Genomic DNA, 13,728 nt, shown 5'->3' with positions numbered 1-13,728 from the left:
CGACGCCGGAACAGGTGCTGCAGCCGCGGTCCGAGCCACAGCCGGACCCCGATCCGGAGCCGCGGTCCGGGCTGGAGCCTGTTTCGGAGGCGCCGGAGAGCATCTCCGTGCTGACGGAAGAGGCGACGCCGGAGGCCGGTGCGTCCGCGGGCCGTGAGGGCGCGCCCCGTCCCGGCTCGGAGCCCTCCCCGCCGGCTCAGGGAGCCGGGCGCTCGGCCCACACCGAGGCCCCTGCGGCGCGGCCGGGGGACGCCGAGGACGGCGCGGCCGACGACGCTGCGCCACGCGCCGCGGGGGCTTCCGACGAGGCCGCCGGGCGGTTCACGGTGCGGCTGGCCAACTTCGAAGGGCCCTTCGACCTGCTGCTGCAGCTCATCTCGAAGCACAAGCTGGATGTCACCGAGGTCGCGCTCTCCAAGGTCACCGACGAGTTCATGGCACACATCCGGGCCATGGGGCCGGACTGGGATCTCGACCAGACCACCGAGTTCCTGGTCGTCGCGGCGACCCTGCTCGACCTCAAGGCCGCCCGGCTGCTGCCCGCCGCGGAGGTCGAGGACGAGGCCGATCTCGCGCTCCTCGAGGCCCGCGACCTGCTGTTCGCCCGCCTCCTCCAGTACCGCGCGTACAAGCAGATCGCGGAGATCTTCAACGACCGGCTGGCCGCCGAGGCCCGCCGCCACCCCCGTACAGTCGGCCTTGAGCCGCATCACGCCGAGCTGCTCCCCGAAGTCGTCATCAGCATCGGCCCTGAGGGCTTTGCGAAGCTCGCCGTGAAGGCGATGCAGCCCAAGGCCAAGCCGCAGGTGTACGTCGACCACATCCACGCCCCGCTGGTCAGCGTGCGCGAGCAGGCCGAGGTGATGATCGCGCGGCTGCGGGAGGCAGGCGAGGAGAGCTTCCAGGCGCTCATCGAGGACGCCCCGGACACGCTCACCGTCGTCGCCCGCTTCCTCGCGTTGCTCGAGCTCTACCGCGAGCGCGCGGTCGTGCTCGACCAGGAGGAGGCCCTCGGCGCGCTCGTCGTCCGGTGGACCGGCGGCGAGGACGGGTGGCAGCCCGTGGTCACGGACGAGTTCGACCAGGAACCGGGCGAGCGGGCCGAGGAGAAGGAGAAAGAGAAGGCATGAGCAGCGACGACGTCGCGTACGACGTGGACGCGGGCGCGGACCTGGCGCACGAGCCCCAGGGGCCCGGGGCCGAGCCCGAGCCCGGGGCTGCGGCCTCCGCACCCCCCGCAGGGCCCTCCGCCGTCGCCGAGCTCGACCTCAAGCCCGCCCTGGAGGCGGTCCTCATGGTCGTCGACGAGCCCGCCACCGAGGAGCACCTCGCCAAGGTGCTGGAGCGCCCGCGCCGGGCCGTCGCGGACGCACTGCGCGAGCTGTCCGACGAGTACGCGGTGCAGGGCCGCGGCTTCGATCTGCGCCTGGTCGCGGGCGGCTGGCGGTTCTACACCAGGCCCGAATACGCGGACGCCGTCGAGAGTTTCGTTCTGGACGGCCAGCAGGCCCGCCTCACCCAGGCCGCGTTGGAGACCCTGGCCGTGGTCGCGTACCGTCAGCCGGTCAGCCGGTCCCGCGTCTCGGCCGTACGCGGTGTGAACTGCGACGGCGTCATGCGCACCCTCCTCCAGCGCGGTCTGCTGGAGGAGGCGGGCACGGAACCGGAAACAGGTGCGATCCTGTACAGGACGACGAACTACTTTCTGGAGCGTATGGGCCTGCGCGGCCTGGACGAGCTCCCGGAGCTCGCGCCGTTCCTCCCGGAGGTGGACGCGGTCGAGGGCGAGTCCCAGGAAGGCGTGCCGTCGTTCGATCCGGACGCTCCGGACACCGACGCAGACGACAGCGGCCACTCTCAGACGGAACATTGATGCGAAGCAGCGGCAGGAACAGCAGGGGCAGCGGTAGCCAGAACTACCGGGGCGCGGGCAACAAGCGCGACGACAAGCAGAAGCGCGCGGGCCGGCCCCGTCCCGAGGAGCGCCGCTACGACGCCGGTGGCGCAGGTCAGGGCGGCCAGGGCGGTCCAGGCGGCCAGGGTGGCGGCGGCCGGAAGAAGGGCGGCCCCAAGGCCGCCCCCGCCAAAGGCCGCGGCCGTGGCTCCGCGCCCGCCCGCCCCCGGGAGTACGACGCGCAGATCGAGGAGCGCAACCGCGCCCGCCACAGCAAGCCCCCGGTCAAGCTGCCCAAGACCTTCGGCGAGCCGGAGGGCGAGCGGCTGCAGAAGGTCCTCGCCCGCGCCGGCATGGGCTCCCGCCGCGCCTGCGAGGAGCTGATCGACCAGCGCCGCGTCGAGGTCAACGGCGAGGTCGTCACCGAGCAGGGCCTCCGCGTCGACCCGGAGAAGGACGAGATCAAGGTCGACGGGCTGACCGTCGCCACCCAGTCGTATCTCTTCTTCGCGCTCAACAAGCCCGCGGGCGTCGTGTCGACGATGGAGGACCCGGAAGGCCGCCAGTGCCTCGGCGACTACGTCACCAACCGCGAGACCCGGCTCTTCCATGTGGGCCGTCTCGACACCGAGACCGAGGGCATCATCCTGCTCACCAACCACGGTGAGCTGGCCCACCGCCTCACCCACCCCCGGTACGGCGTACGCAAGACCTACCTCGCCGCCATCCAGGGCCCGATCCCGCGCGACCTCGGCAAGCAGCTGAAGAACGGCATCCAGCTCGAGGACGGCTATGCCAGGGCCGACCACTTCAAGGTCGTCGAGAACACCGGCAAGAACTACCTCGTCGAGGTCTCCCTGCACGAGGGCCGTAAGCACATCGTGCGCCGGATGCTCGCCGAGGCCGGCTTCCCGGTCGACAAGCTGGTGCGTACGAGCTTCGGCCCGATCGCGCTCGGCGACCAGAAGTCCGGCTGGCTGCGCCGCCTGACGAACACGGAGGTCGGGATGCTGATGCGCGAGGTCGAGCTGTAGCTCGTCAGGGCCGTCGGGGCCCGTCAGACCGTCAGGACCAGAGGGCCAGGCCCGTCGCGTGGCCGTCCTCGTCGCGCTGGACCTCCATCATTCCGGCCACCGCGGTCCGGTTGATGTGGCCGTACACGTGCGGGAAGAGGACGCCGGGCGCGGTGCCTGCCGGGGCGGGTCCGGCCGCGGGTTCCCAGCGGACGGGAGCCTCCAGGAGCTCCTCGTCGATCAGCAGGGCCATCAGCGGGCCGACCGCGTCGCGGTAGAACGCGTCGGCGACGGCGAGGGTGGTGGCCTCGTCCGGCGAGCAGTGGATGAAGCCCTCCTCGGCGAGCGTGGAAGGGGCGTACGGCCGCTCGGGGACCGCCAGCCAGTCGTCGAGCGCGACCACGTGGTAGATCATGCGCAACGTTCTACCGGACCGTCTCGCAGGGCGGTCACCCGGGATGCCGGGCCGTACGGCTGACTAGGCTGGTCGGAGCAGAGTCGCGGGACAGCGCCGAGGGAGCACGATCGTGGCGGTACGAGCGGTCCGCGGGGCCGTCCAGCTGGAGCGGGACGAGTCCGGCCACATGCACGACCAGGTCGGCGAGTTGCTCACCGCCATCCTGGAGCGCAACGGCCTCGCCACTGACGACCTGATCAGCGTCTGGTTCACGGCCACGCCCGACCTGCGCAGCGACTTCCCGGCGGCCGCGGCCCGCAAGCTCGGCATCGTCGACGTCCCGCTCATCTGCGCGCAGGAGCTGGACGTCGCGGGCGCCATGCCCCGCGTCGTACGCGTCCTCGCGCACGTCGAGACCGGCCTCGCCAAGTCCGAGATCGCCCACGTCTACCTCGGCGCCGCCGCCGATCTCCGCAAGGACGTCGCCCAGTGAGAACCGCCCTCGTCATCGGCACAGGACTGATCGGCACCTCGGCCGGACTCGCCCTGGCGGGCCGGGGCGTCCGGGTCCACCTCACGGACCACGACCCGGCCCAGGCCCGTACCGCCGCCGCGCTGGGGGCGGGCACCGACGAGGAGCCGGAAGGGCCGGTGGACCTGGCCCTCGTCGCCGTACCGCCTGCGCACGTCGCCGCGACCGTCGCCGACGCCCAGCGGCGCGGCCTGGCCCGCGGCTACCTCGACGTGGCGAGCGTCAAGGGCGGGCCGCGCCGCGAGCTGGAGGCCCTCGGCGGCGATCTGAGCCTCTACCTCGGTACGCACCCCATGTCGGGGCGGGAGCGCTCCGGGCCGCTCGCCGCGACCGCCGACCTCTTCGAGGGGCGGCCCTGGGTGCTGACCCCGACCCCGGACACCGACACCGAGGTGCTCAACCTCGCGCTCGAGCTCGTCGCCCTGTGCCGGGCCGTGCCGGTGGTGATGAATGCCGACGCCCACGACCGGGCAGTCGCCCTCGTCTCGCACACCCCGCAGCTGCTGTCCAGCATGGTCGCCGCCCGGCTGGAGCGGGCCGACGAGACCGCCGTACGGCTGTGCGGCCAGGGCATCAGGGACGTCACGCGGATCGCCGCCTCCGACCCCGCCATGTGGATCGACATCCTGTCGGCGAACCCGGGTCCCGTGGCCGACGTCCTCGCCGGCGTCGCCGCCGACCTCGACGAGACGGTGGAGGCGCTGCGGGCCCTGCAGTCGGCCGACGAGGACAAGCGGCGGGACGGCGCGACCGGCATCGAGGACGTGCTGCGGCGCGGGAACGCGGGCCGGGAGCGGGTGCCGGGCAAGCACGGCGCGGCCCCGGCGACGTACGAGGTCGTCACCGTCCTCATCGGGGACCAGCCGGGCGAGCTGGGCCGGATCTTCTCCGACGCGGGCCGCGTCGGGGTCAACATCGAGGACGTGCGGATCGAGCACGCGACCGGGCAGCAGGCGGGCCTGATCCAGCTCATGGTGGAGCCGGCCGCGGCTCCTGTCCTGACCGCGGCCCTCCGCGAGCGCGGCTGGTCCATCCGGCAGTAGGTCCGGCGGCAGGTCCGGCGGTGAGGGAGGCGGGGAGCGGGCGCGGGAGGAGGGCTGCACAAGGCGGCCCCGCCAGCCAGTAACCTTGTCCGAAGGCTCGACCAGCCCCCGCAGCCCGCCCGTGTCACAGGAAAGGTGTTCGTCACCGTGGAAACCGCCGCCAGGACCGCACCGGCAACAGTGATTGTCGCCATCGACGGCCCCGCAGGCACGGGCAAGTCGAGCACCTCGAAGGCCGTGGCGGCCAAGCTCGGCCTCGGCTACCTGGACACCGGAGCCCAGTACCGGGCGATCACCTGGTGGATGCTGGCCAACGGCATCGACGTCAACGACCCCGCCGCCGTCGCCACCGCCGCCGCCAAGCCCGCCATCGTCTCCGGCACCGACCCGGCCGCCCCGACGATCACCGTCGACGGCACGGACGTCTCGGGGCCGATCCGTACCAAGGACGTCACCGCCGCGGTCAGCGCCGTCAGTGCGGTCCCCGAGGTGCGCGCCCGGATCACCGACCTGCAGCGCTCCATCGCGGCGACCGCCGAGCCCGGCATCGTCGTGGAGGGCCGCGACATCGGCTCGACCGTACTGCCGGACGCCGACCTCAAGGTCTTCCTGACCGCCTCCCCCGAGGCCAGGGCCGCCCGCCGCAGCGGGGAGCTCAAGGGCAAGGAGGCCGCGGACCTGGCCGCGACGCAGGCCGCGCTCGCCAAGCGGGACCACGCCGACTCCAACCGCAAGACCTCGCCGCTCACCAAGGCGGAGGACGCGGTCGAGGTGGACACCACCGAGCTCACCCTCGACCAGGTCATCGAGTGCGTCGTGACCCTCATCGAGGAGAAGCGGTCCGCGTGACCACGCTCGACACGCTGCCCAGCGCGGGCGGCGCGGCGGCCGGCCGCCGGTTGGGCATCGGCATCGTGCACGGGCTGTGGAGGCCGCGGGTGCTGGGCGCCTGGCGGGTCCCCGCCGCGGGGCCCCTCATCCTGGCGATCAACCACTCCCACAACATCGACGGCCCGATGGTGATGGGCACGGCCCCCCGGCCGGTGCACTTCCTGATCAAAAAGGAGGTGTTCACCGGCCCGCTCGACCCGTTCCTGCGCGCGATCGGGCAGGTCAAGGTCGACCGTACGGGCACCGACAGGACCGCGGTCAGCCACGCTCTCGGCGTGCTGAAGCGCGGTGGGGTGCTGGGGATCTTCCCCGAAGGCACGCGGGGCGAGGGGGACTTCGCCTCGCTGCGCGGCGGACTCGCGTACTTCGCGCTGCGCTCCGGCGCGCCGATCGTGCCGGTGGCCGTGCTGGGCAGCGCCGAGCGGGGCGGCAGGCTGGTCCGCTCGCTGCCGCCGCTGCGCAGCCGGGTCGACGTGATCTTCGGCGCCCCGTTCGAGGCAGACGATGGGGCGCGAAGCTCGGCCGAGGGCGGGAGCGGCCGCCGTACCCGTAAAGCGCTCGACGAGGCAACCGTGCGCATCCAGGAGCGGCTGACCGCCCACCTGGAAAACGCGAGGCGCTCCACCGGGCGCTGAGCGAGACTTGACCTGGTGATCCGCACCGGATCGCCATGGCGGATGGACGACGAGGAAACTTCACTTCATGAACGACCAGATCCACTCCGGCGACGAGCACGGCGAGCTTGGCGACGCCGAGTACACGGAGTTCATGGAGCTCGCCGCGCAGGAGGGCTTCGACCTCGAGGAGGTCGAGAGCGATCTCGCCGCCGCGGGGCACGGCCCGCTGCCCGTACTCGCCGTCATCGGACGCCCCAACGTCGGTAAGTCGACTCTGGTGAACCGGATCATCGGCCGCCGCGAAGCCGTCGTCGAGGACCGGCCGGGCGTGACCCGGGACCGGGTGACGTACGAGGCCGAGTGGGCGGGCCGCCGCTTCAAGGTCGTTGACACCGGCGGCTGGGAGCAGGACGTGCTCGGCATCGACGCGTCCGTCGCGGCCCAGGCAGAGTTCGCGATCGACGCCGCCGACGCCGTCGTCTTCGTGGTGGACGCCCAGGTCGGCGCCACCGACACCGACGAGGCCGTGGTCAAGCTGCTGCGCCGGGCGGGCAAGCCCGTCGTGCTGTGCGCGAACAAAGTCGACGGGCCCTCCGGCGAGGCCGACGCCGCGATGCTGTGGTCGCTGGGCCTCGGCGAGCCCTACCCGGTCTCCGCGCTGCACGGCCGCGGTACGGGCGACATGCTGGACGAGGTCCTGGAGGCGCTGCCCGAGGCCCCGGCCCAGACCTTCGGCGAGGCCATCGGCGGCCCGCGCCGGGTCGCGCTCATCGGCCGCCCGAATGTCGGCAAGTCGTCCCTGCTCAACAAGGTCGCGGGGGAGGAGCGCGTGGTCGTCGACGAACTGGCGGGCACCACCCGCGATCCGGTCGACGAGCTCATCGAACTCGGCGGCAGAACCTGGAAGTTCGTCGACACGGCGGGCATCCGGCGCCGCGTGCACCTCCAGGAGGGCGCGGACTACTACGCCTCGCTGCGCACCGCCGCGGCCGTGGAGAAGGCGGAGGTCGCGGTCGTCCTCATCGACGCGAGCGAGACCATCAGCGTCCAGGACCAGCGGATCATCACCATGGCCGTGGAGGCCGGGCGCGCGATGGTCATCGCGTACAACAAGTGGGACAACCTGGACGAGGAGCGCCGCTACTACCTCGAGCGCGAGATCGAGACCGAGCTGGTGCAGATCCAGTGGGCACCGCGGGTCAACGTCTCGGCGCGCACGGGGCGGCACATGGAGAAGCTCGTACCGGCGATCGAGACGGCCCTGGCCGGGTGGGAGACCCGGATTCCGACCGGGCGGCTGAACGCCTTCCTGGGCGAGCTGGTCGCGGCGCACCCGCACCCGATCCGCGGCGGCAAGCAGCCCCGCATCCTCTTCGGGACGCAGGCCGGAACCAAGCCGCCGCGGTTCGTGCTCTTCTCCTCCGGCTTCCTGGAGGCCGGCTACCGCCGCTTCATCGAGCGGCGGTTGCGCGAGGAGTTCGGCTTCGAGGGCACCCCGATCCAGATTTCCGTACGGGTGCGGGAGAAGCGGGGACGGAGGAAGTAGCGCCCACCGATACGCGGGGCCGCTACAGGCTCGGGGGCCGCTACAGGCCGTGCTTGCGGTTGTCGCGCTGGGCGGGGGGCAGCGCGGGCGGTCCGCCCGCGCGGTGCTGTCCCCGCGCGATCGTGTCCCAGGTTCCGGCGCGCTCCCACGACCCCCGGTGCTCCCGGTTGCCGAACGGCTTGAATCCGAGGTCTTCCTCGCCCGACCGGTCGCCGGGCAGCGCCTTGAAGGAGCGGCGGTACTCGGCGTAGAGCGAGTCGTAGATCGGTGTGGCCGACTGGTTGCCGCCTGCCGGACCGTCGTGCGAGAGACGCATTCCGGGGATGTGGCTCTGGTAGGGGCTCCGGGCTGGGGGGTCGTATGCGTGCACGTATGTGCCAACGACCCCGGGACCGGTCGGATGCGGGCGCGCGGCGAAAACCCCTGTTCGGCGCGGTGTCAGTGGTGTGTGCGGCGGGTACGGGGCGGCGGCGGCCCGGGCGGCGGGGTCCTGTTGCCCGCTCTCCGGGCCGCCGGACGGGGGTCGGGTCACGTGCCCGCCAGCGGCATGACGGCGGCGACGAGTTCGCCTCGGGCGGCGGCCTTGTCCAGGGCGTCGCGCAGCAGATCCTCGCGCGGCTGCTGGCCGATCGCGCCCACGGGAGCGGCGAACACCAGCACTTTGGAGGACCGGTTGACGGCCGTACGCCAGCCCTCTGTCACGATCATCGGCTGGTGCGCCTGCCACCACGCGGTCGGCTGGCCGCCTCCGCCGGTGCCGGGCATCAGGATGGCGTGCAGCTGACCCATGGCGAGCAGGACCGACCAGCCCGCGAGCGGCGGAGGCACCTTCTCGACGTCGTGGACCGGCACGAAGCCCTGCTCGATGAGCAGCGGCAGGAACTCGTCGCCGGGGCCGTCGGTGCCCGGCCGGGCGATCGGTCCCGTCGGCTCGACGACGAGCGCCGGGTACAGTTCGCCGCCGACCAGGACGAGCCCGCTGGTCACCCCGATGACCGCCTGGCGCGGCTCCAGCCCGAGGTCGTCCGGCACCGGGAGCGCGGATGCGGGATCCTGCGCGGCACCGAAGCTCGGGCCGGCGCTGGGTCCGGCGCCGGGACCGGCCTCGCCGGTGATGCTGCGCACGGCGCCCTGGAGCTGCTCCTCCGAGACCGTGACGACCTGGGAGGGGATGCAGCTGGCGTGGGCGAAGGCGAGGACCGCGGTCTCCTCCCCGACGAACAGCACGGTGCTGGTGCGCTCCTGCTCGGTGTCGCCGGGAGTGCGGCAGGAGGTGCAGTCGTAGCTGCCCGGGGCGTTCTCGCCCGCAATCAGCCGGTCGGCTTCGTCGTCGCCGATCTCGGCGCGTACGTCATCGCTGACGTCGAGCATGCGCGGCACTGGAGGGCTCCTCGGTCTCGGGGAATGGGCGCCGGTCTGAGAACCCGGCTCATAAGAGGACAACGGGTGATCTGTGGGCGGAGTCACGCGTGCCGGGCAGCCGAATCGCCTCGCCGGGCGCGGAGCGTGACGACGGTGGCGGAATGTTTCACGCATCGTCAACTCATGGGCATGGCTTGTCGGTTGAAGTGGGTGAGCTGAGCCACACGGCGACCTGGGGTGTGGTCGGCAAATCCTGAAATCCACGTACGTAGTGGGTGGCTTGAAATCGCCGATACTCGGGGTAATGGGCAACTGGCCTGGAATGACAAGAAGTTGTTTGATGTCGGTCGCGGCCGCTGCCTAGATTCCCCGCCGTGTGCAACGAGCACCGCCCGGGAACGCCCGCCGCCCGCGCCCAGCACCACCGCGCGGAAGCACCACCGCACCATCCCCCCTCGGCGGGCGGGGCGGAGCGGCACGCCGTCGCCAGACGCGTACGGCAGCCGCACCGTCCGGGGGCCCCCGGGTCCGTGGAGAGGGATTACATGTCCATACGTCGTCGTGAGACAGCAGCGCTCGCCGGGGCCGCCCTGCTTGCCCCGCTGGCACTGCTCGCCGCAGCCGGCCCGGCCGGCGCGGCGGACAACGGAGTGTGGGACCGCATCGCACAGTGCGAGAGCGGAGGCAACTGGCACATCAACACCGGCAACGGCTACTACGGCGGGCTGCAGTTCTCCGCCAGCACGTGGCGCGCGTACGGCGGTACGGCCTACGCGCCGACCGCCGACAAGGCGAGCCGCGCCCAGCAGATCGCTGTCGCCACCAAGGTCCAGAACGCGCAGGGCTGGGGCGCCTGGCCCACCTGCGGGGCCCGCGCCGGAGCGACCGGCGATGCGCCCGCCGCTTCTGCCCCTGCGGCCGCTTCGGGGCCCGCGGCCGAAGAGGCCCCGGCGGAGAAGCCGAAGCCGAGCAAGGCAGCCGTACGTGCCGCAGGTCACCCGGACCGCGGCAACGACCGCGCCAACTACACCGTCAGGAGCGGTGACACGCTGGGCGAGATCGCCAAGGCCCACGGCACGACATGGCGGGACGTCTACGCCGCCAACCGGGCCGTGATCGGCGGCGACCCGGACCTGATCATGCCCGGCCAGCGCCTCGCGGTCTGATCGACCCCGTCCCACCCGGTCCGAATCCGGCCCTGAGTGCCGTCTGTCCGAGGCCCTCTGCCCAATGGTCCGACCGGGTGGGGCTCGCCGTGTCTGAGGGCGCGGCTCCCCGGAGTACGGCGGAGAGTCTGCTTAGCGTCTGGCGGCATGTCCCATGTTCTGATGAGCAGGTCGATCGTTCTCACCCTCGCGGCGTTCATGGTCATGGCGCCGGGAGCCGCGCAGGCCGCGTCGCCCACCTCGTCCGCCGCTGACAAGGCCCCGGGCGGGTCGGGCGGCAAGACCGGCAAGACCGGCAAGGGGGCCCAGGGCGGCAAGAGCAGCAAGAACAGCAAGGGCAGCAAAGTCAGCAAGGGCAGCAAAGTCAGCAAGGGCAGCAAAGTCAGCAAGGGCAGCAAGGGCAGCAAGGGCAGCTGGAGCGGTCAGGGGGTCTGGGACCGCATCGCGGAGTGCGAGAGCAGCGGCCGCTGGCACATCAACAGCGGCAACGGCTACTACGGCGGGCTGCAGTTCCACCACCCCACCTGGGTCGCCCACGGTGGCCTGGCCTACGCCACGCGGGCCGATCTCGCAAGCAAGCAGGAACAGATCAAGGTGGCCGAGGCCGTCCGGGCCGAGCAGGGGTGGAAGGCCTGGCCGGTCTGCTCCGGCCGGGCCGGTGCCACGTCCTCCGGGCGGCGGCCGCCCAGTGGGCGGGTCCATGTCGTACGGTCCGGTGAGACGCTGTCGTCGATCGCGAATCGCTACCGGGTACCCGGCGGATGGCAGGCCCTCTACCGGGCCAACGCCGGGGCGATCGGCCCGAACCCGAACCGGCTCATCGCCGGCACGAAGCTCCACCTCCCGGAGGGCAGCCGGGCCCCGGCCGGAACGGCGGACCGCCCCGCAGCCCGCCCGGCGAACCGTCCGATGCCGCGCCCTGCCGCCCGGCCGGGGGGCCAGAAGCGGCCGGCTGCCGCGGACCGTCCGGCGGGCCGGAAGCGGTCTGCCGCCCGTCCTTCCGGCCAGGCCGGGCAGGCTGAGCACGCCGAGCCGGCCCGTCCGGCGGCTGCGGACCGTCTGGCCGACGCGCTCCGGCCTGCGGCCCCGACTCGTCGGGTCGACGGCCTGGTGGAATACAGGGACCTGATCCGGCCTCAGGCCCCGGCACGGCCTGTTGCCCCGGCAGGGCCTGTGGCTCCGGCAGGGCCTGTGGCTCCGGCAGGGCCTGCGCCCCAGGAGGGCCCGGTGGTTCCGGCGAGCCCGGCGGCTCCCGTTCGCCCCGAGGCTCCTGACCGTCCGGCAGACCGGACCGGCACGCGGACCGGCCCGGCCGTCAGTCCCCCGGGCAGTCTCCTGAACCCGCTCCTCCCAGCGGCTCCGGCCCGTCCGGCGGACACGGCCGGTCCGGTCATCCGCCCCGCGGACCTCGCTCGCCCCAAGGGCCCGGACCGGCCGCCAGCCGTGACTCGTCCGGCAGTTCCTGCGGCTCGCCGCTGAACACCACCGCGCCGCGGCGCAGTACGTGCACCACGGACGCCTCGGTGCGCAGCGCGGGCGGCAGGGACTGCTCCGCCACGACGACCGTACGGCCGCCCGCCGCCGCCTCGCCCAGCAGGGCGTACGTACGGGCCGCCGTCTCCGGGGACATGCCCTGGGACGGCTCGTCCAGCAGCACCAGCAGAGCCGGCGAGAGCAGCGCCCGCGCCACCGCGAGCATCCGCTGCTCGCCGCCCGAGAGGGTCGCGGCGCGGCGGTCGTGGAGAGGACGCAGCGCGGGATAGACCTCCGTCACGGCCCGTTCGGGATCGGTGCCCGGCGGGACCGCCAGCGCCAGGTTCTCCGCCACTGTGAGGGAGGCGAAGACGGCGCGTTGGTCCGGCACGAAGGCGAGTCCGCGGCGTGCCCGGGCGTGCGCGGGCAGCCGGGTCACGTCCGTGCCGCGCCACTCCACCCGGCCCTCCGCCAGCGGGACCGTCCCCGCGAGCGCCCGCAGCACGGTCGTACGGCCCGCGCCGTTGCGGCCGAAGAGCACGGTCAACCGGGCGGCGGGCACGGCCAGGTCCACGCCGTGCAGGGCCTCCAGCGGGCCGTAGCGCACGCGCGCGTGGCGCAGCGCGATCTCCACACTCATGGCCCGGCCCCCGCGAGCACCTGGGCGGCCGGGCCCGAGGCCACGATCCGGCCTGCCGCCATCGCGTAGACCGTGTCGGCGAGGCCGCCCACCAGGTCGAGGTCGTGCTCGACGATCAGCAGCGCCATTCCGTCGGCCGCCAGCGCCCGCAGCACGCGCGCGAGGGCGGCGACTTCGGCGGTGTCGAGCCCGGCCGCGGGTTCGTCGAGCAGCAGGGTCGTGGGGCCGCCCGCCAGGGCGCGGGCCAGCTCGACCCGGCGGAGCGTGCCCGTGGACAGCCCGGCGGCGGGCGTGTCGCGCACCGGTCCTTCGAGGCCGAGCAGCCGCAGCACCGGTTCTACGGCGGCGGGGTCGCGGACCCGGCCCTGCTCGGCGCCGATCCGGACGTTCTCGGCGACGGTGAGGGAGGGGAAGACGGCGAGTTGCTGGAACGTGCGGGCGATGCCGAGGCGGGTACGGGCGTGGGCGGGGATGCGGGTGATGTCGCGGCCGTCGTAGGCGATGAGGCCGGTGCGGGGGCGGAGGGTGCCGCACAGGCAGTGGAACAGGGTGCTCTTTCCGGCCCCGTTGGGGCCGATCAGCGCGGTGACCCGGCCGGGAGCGACGGAGATGTCCACGCTGTCGAGCGCGACGAACCCTCCGTACGACACCCGCACCCCACGCGCCGTCAGCCGACCCCTGCGACGCCCCTCGGACGCCTGCGAGGCCGGCCTTGGGCGGCGGCCTCCGCCGCCCGCGCCCCCGGAGCCGGGGCCGACGCCCCGCCCGGACACCGCGCCGCCTCCACTCGCGGGCCCCGGGCCACGTCTGGGCGTGCCCCCGCCGATGCGCAGGCCGCCCCCTGAGAATCCCCCGCCCCCGGCCTCGCCCCCGACACCCCGGACGCCCCGGCGCTCCGCACCGAGTCCCCTACCAGCCCGCCCCTCAAAGGGCGGGCTGGTGGGACGTGTCCGGCCGGGGGCGGCGGGGGTGCTGGCGGGCGGTTGTGCGACGGGGGGCGACGGAGGGCTGTCTGCCGGGTACTGCCTGCCCGCTCGCCCTGTCGCGTCGGAGGTGTGTGGGGCGTTGCCCCGTGGGTGAGTGCCAGGGCTCGGCGGAGGGTTGTCCGGTTGGGGCTTCGCGCCGGGTTTCCTGGTTGCCCGCTCCTTAAGGGG

Annotated in this window: 15 protein-coding genes; 10 read left to right on the top strand and 5 right to left on the bottom strand. The window is 73.3% G+C overall.

Features of this window, described 5'->3' with window-relative positions:
* Window positions 1-17 precede the first annotated feature (17 nt).
* Genes ACTWP8_RS36270 through ACTWP8_RS36260 form a run of 3 tightly spaced genes read left to right on the top strand, consistent with a single transcriptional unit; the run spans window position 18 to window position 2,928 of the window.
* A complete protein-coding gene (locus tag ACTWP8_RS36270; RefSeq protein ID WP_443326333.1) occupies window positions 18-1,130 on the top strand; it encodes a segregation and condensation protein A in 1,113 nt (370 codons plus the stop codon).
* Window positions 1,127-1,873 carry an SMC-Scp complex subunit ScpB gene (scpB, locus tag ACTWP8_RS36265; RefSeq protein ID WP_443326324.1) on the top strand — a complete coding sequence of 249 codons (747 nt, stop codon included), beginning with the start codon at window positions 1,127-1,129 and terminating at the stop codon, window positions 1,871-1,873. Before ACTWP8_RS36270 ends, scpB begins: the two co-directional genes overlap by 4 nt.
* The gene (locus tag ACTWP8_RS36260) at window positions 1,873-2,928 is read left to right on the top strand and encodes a pseudouridine synthase (RefSeq protein ID WP_443326323.1); all 1,056 of its coding nucleotides are present in this window, start codon (window positions 1,873-1,875) and stop codon (window positions 2,926-2,928) included. The genes scpB and ACTWP8_RS36260 overlap by 1 nt, the downstream gene beginning before the upstream one ends.
* 31 nt (window positions 2,929-2,959) lie before the next feature.
* Here the strand turns inward: ACTWP8_RS36260 and ACTWP8_RS36255 are convergent, their stop codons facing one another.
* On the bottom strand, window positions 2,960-3,322 hold the full coding sequence (locus ACTWP8_RS36255) for a DUF952 domain-containing protein (RefSeq protein ID WP_443326322.1): 363 nt from the start codon (window positions 3,320-3,322) through the stop codon (window positions 2,960-2,962).
* A 112-nt stretch (window positions 3,323-3,434) separates the two neighbouring features.
* Between ACTWP8_RS36255 and aroH the strand changes: the two genes are divergently transcribed.
* The 5 genes from aroH (at window position 3,435) to der (ending at window position 7,933) form a co-directional block, all read left to right on the top strand.
* Window positions 3,435-3,797 carry a chorismate mutase gene (gene aroH, locus ACTWP8_RS36250; RefSeq protein WP_443326321.1) on the top strand — a complete coding sequence of 121 codons (363 nt, stop codon included), beginning with the start codon at window positions 3,435-3,437 and terminating at the stop codon, window positions 3,795-3,797.
* Complete coding sequence (locus ACTWP8_RS36245; protein ID WP_443326320.1) at window positions 3,794-4,879, top strand: prephenate dehydrogenase; 1,086 nt, start codon at window positions 3,794-3,796, stop codon at window positions 4,877-4,879. Before aroH ends, ACTWP8_RS36245 begins: the two co-directional genes overlap by 4 nt.
* 147 nt (window positions 4,880-5,026) lie before the next feature.
* Entirely contained in the window at window positions 5,027-5,728 is a 702-nt protein-coding gene (gene cmk / locus ACTWP8_RS36240; RefSeq protein WP_443326319.1) for a (d)CMP kinase, read from the top strand.
* Window positions 5,689-6,405 carry a lysophospholipid acyltransferase family protein gene (locus tag ACTWP8_RS36235; RefSeq protein ID WP_443326318.1) on the top strand — a complete coding sequence of 239 codons (717 nt, stop codon included), beginning with the start codon at window positions 5,689-5,691 and terminating at the stop codon, window positions 6,403-6,405. Before cmk ends, ACTWP8_RS36235 begins: the two co-directional genes overlap by 40 nt.
* A 67-nt stretch (window positions 6,406-6,472) precedes the next feature.
* Window positions 6,473-7,933 (top strand): ribosome biogenesis GTPase Der, encoded by a 1,461-nt coding sequence (gene der / locus ACTWP8_RS36230; RefSeq protein ID WP_443318737.1) that lies wholly within the window; start codon window positions 6,473-6,475, stop codon window positions 7,931-7,933.
* 40 nt (window positions 7,934-7,973) lie between these two features.
* Here der and ACTWP8_RS36225 read toward each other — a convergent pair whose 3' ends face one another.
* Both ACTWP8_RS36225 and ACTWP8_RS36220 read right to left on the bottom strand, forming a co-directional pair.
* Complete coding sequence (locus tag ACTWP8_RS36225; RefSeq protein WP_443318736.1) at window positions 7,974-8,249, bottom strand: hypothetical protein; 276 nt, start codon at window positions 8,247-8,249, stop codon at window positions 7,974-7,976.
* Window positions 8,250-8,461: 212 nt separating this feature from the next.
* Window positions 8,462-9,313: a hypothetical protein gene (locus tag ACTWP8_RS36220; protein WP_443326317.1), complete on the bottom strand. Its 852-nt coding sequence runs from the start codon at window positions 9,311-9,313 to the stop codon at window positions 8,462-8,464.
* A 527-nt stretch (window positions 9,314-9,840) separates the two neighbouring features.
* Between ACTWP8_RS36220 and ACTWP8_RS36215 the strand changes: the two genes are divergently transcribed.
* Together ACTWP8_RS36215 and ACTWP8_RS36210 are read left to right on the top strand one after the other, a co-directional pair.
* Window positions 9,841-10,461: a LysM peptidoglycan-binding domain-containing protein gene (locus tag ACTWP8_RS36215; protein ID WP_443326316.1), complete on the top strand. Its 621-nt coding sequence runs from the start codon at window positions 9,841-9,843 to the stop codon at window positions 10,459-10,461.
* A gap of 147 nt (window positions 10,462-10,608) precedes the next feature.
* On the top strand, window positions 10,609-11,940 hold the full coding sequence (locus ACTWP8_RS36210) for a transglycosylase family protein (RefSeq protein WP_443326315.1): 1,332 nt from the start codon (window positions 10,609-10,611) through the stop codon (window positions 11,938-11,940).
* Here ACTWP8_RS36210 and ACTWP8_RS36205 read toward each other — a convergent pair.
* Together ACTWP8_RS36205 and ACTWP8_RS36200 are read right to left on the bottom strand one after the other, a co-directional pair.
* Complete coding sequence (locus ACTWP8_RS36205; RefSeq protein WP_443326314.1) at window positions 11,852-12,574, bottom strand: ABC transporter ATP-binding protein; 723 nt, start codon at window positions 12,572-12,574, stop codon at window positions 11,852-11,854. The two genes, ACTWP8_RS36210 and ACTWP8_RS36205, sit on opposite strands and share 89 nt — an antisense overlap.
* Entirely contained in the window at window positions 12,571-13,224 is a 654-nt protein-coding gene (locus ACTWP8_RS36200) for an ABC transporter ATP-binding protein (RefSeq protein ID WP_443326313.1), read from the bottom strand. The genes ACTWP8_RS36205 and ACTWP8_RS36200 overlap by 4 nt, the downstream gene beginning before the upstream one ends.
* Window positions 13,225-13,728 lie beyond the last annotated feature (504 nt).

Origin of the sequence: Streptomyces sp. 7N604, from assembly GCF_052245475.1 — a bacterium.
Taxonomy (GTDB): Bacteria; Actinomycetota; Actinomycetes; order Streptomycetales; family Streptomycetaceae; genus Streptomyces.
Note: the sequence above shows the minus strand (reverse complement) of the source record. Positions and strands in the feature narration are given on the sequence as shown.

Bases quoted from the DNA above. Each gene is read 5' to 3' on its own strand.
- ACTWP8_RS36215 (WP_443326316.1), top strand. From the start codon at position 9,841: ATGTCCATACGTCGTCGTGAGACAGCAGCGCTCGCCGGGGCCGCCCTG.
- ACTWP8_RS36205 (WP_443326314.1), bottom strand. From the start codon at position 12,574: ATGAGTGTGGAGATCGCGCTGCGCCACGCGCGCGTGCGCTACGGCCCG.
- ACTWP8_RS36210 (WP_443326315.1), top strand. From the start codon at position 10,609: ATGTCCCATGTTCTGATGAGCAGGTCGATCGTTCTCACCCTCGCGGCG.
- ACTWP8_RS36255 (WP_443326322.1), bottom strand. From the start codon at position 3,322: ATGATCTACCACGTGGTCGCGCTCGACGACTGGCTGGCGGTCCCCGAG.
- scpB (WP_443326324.1), top strand. From the start codon at position 1,127: ATGAGCAGCGACGACGTCGCGTACGACGTGGACGCGGGCGCGGACCTG.
- ACTWP8_RS36260 (WP_443326323.1), top strand. From the start codon at position 1,873: ATGCGAAGCAGCGGCAGGAACAGCAGGGGCAGCGGTAGCCAGAACTAC.
- ACTWP8_RS36225 (WP_443318736.1), bottom strand. From the start codon at position 8,249: ATGCGTCTCTCGCACGACGGTCCGGCAGGCGGCAACCAGTCGGCCACA.
- der (WP_443318737.1), top strand. From the start codon at position 6,473: ATGAACGACCAGATCCACTCCGGCGACGAGCACGGCGAGCTTGGCGAC.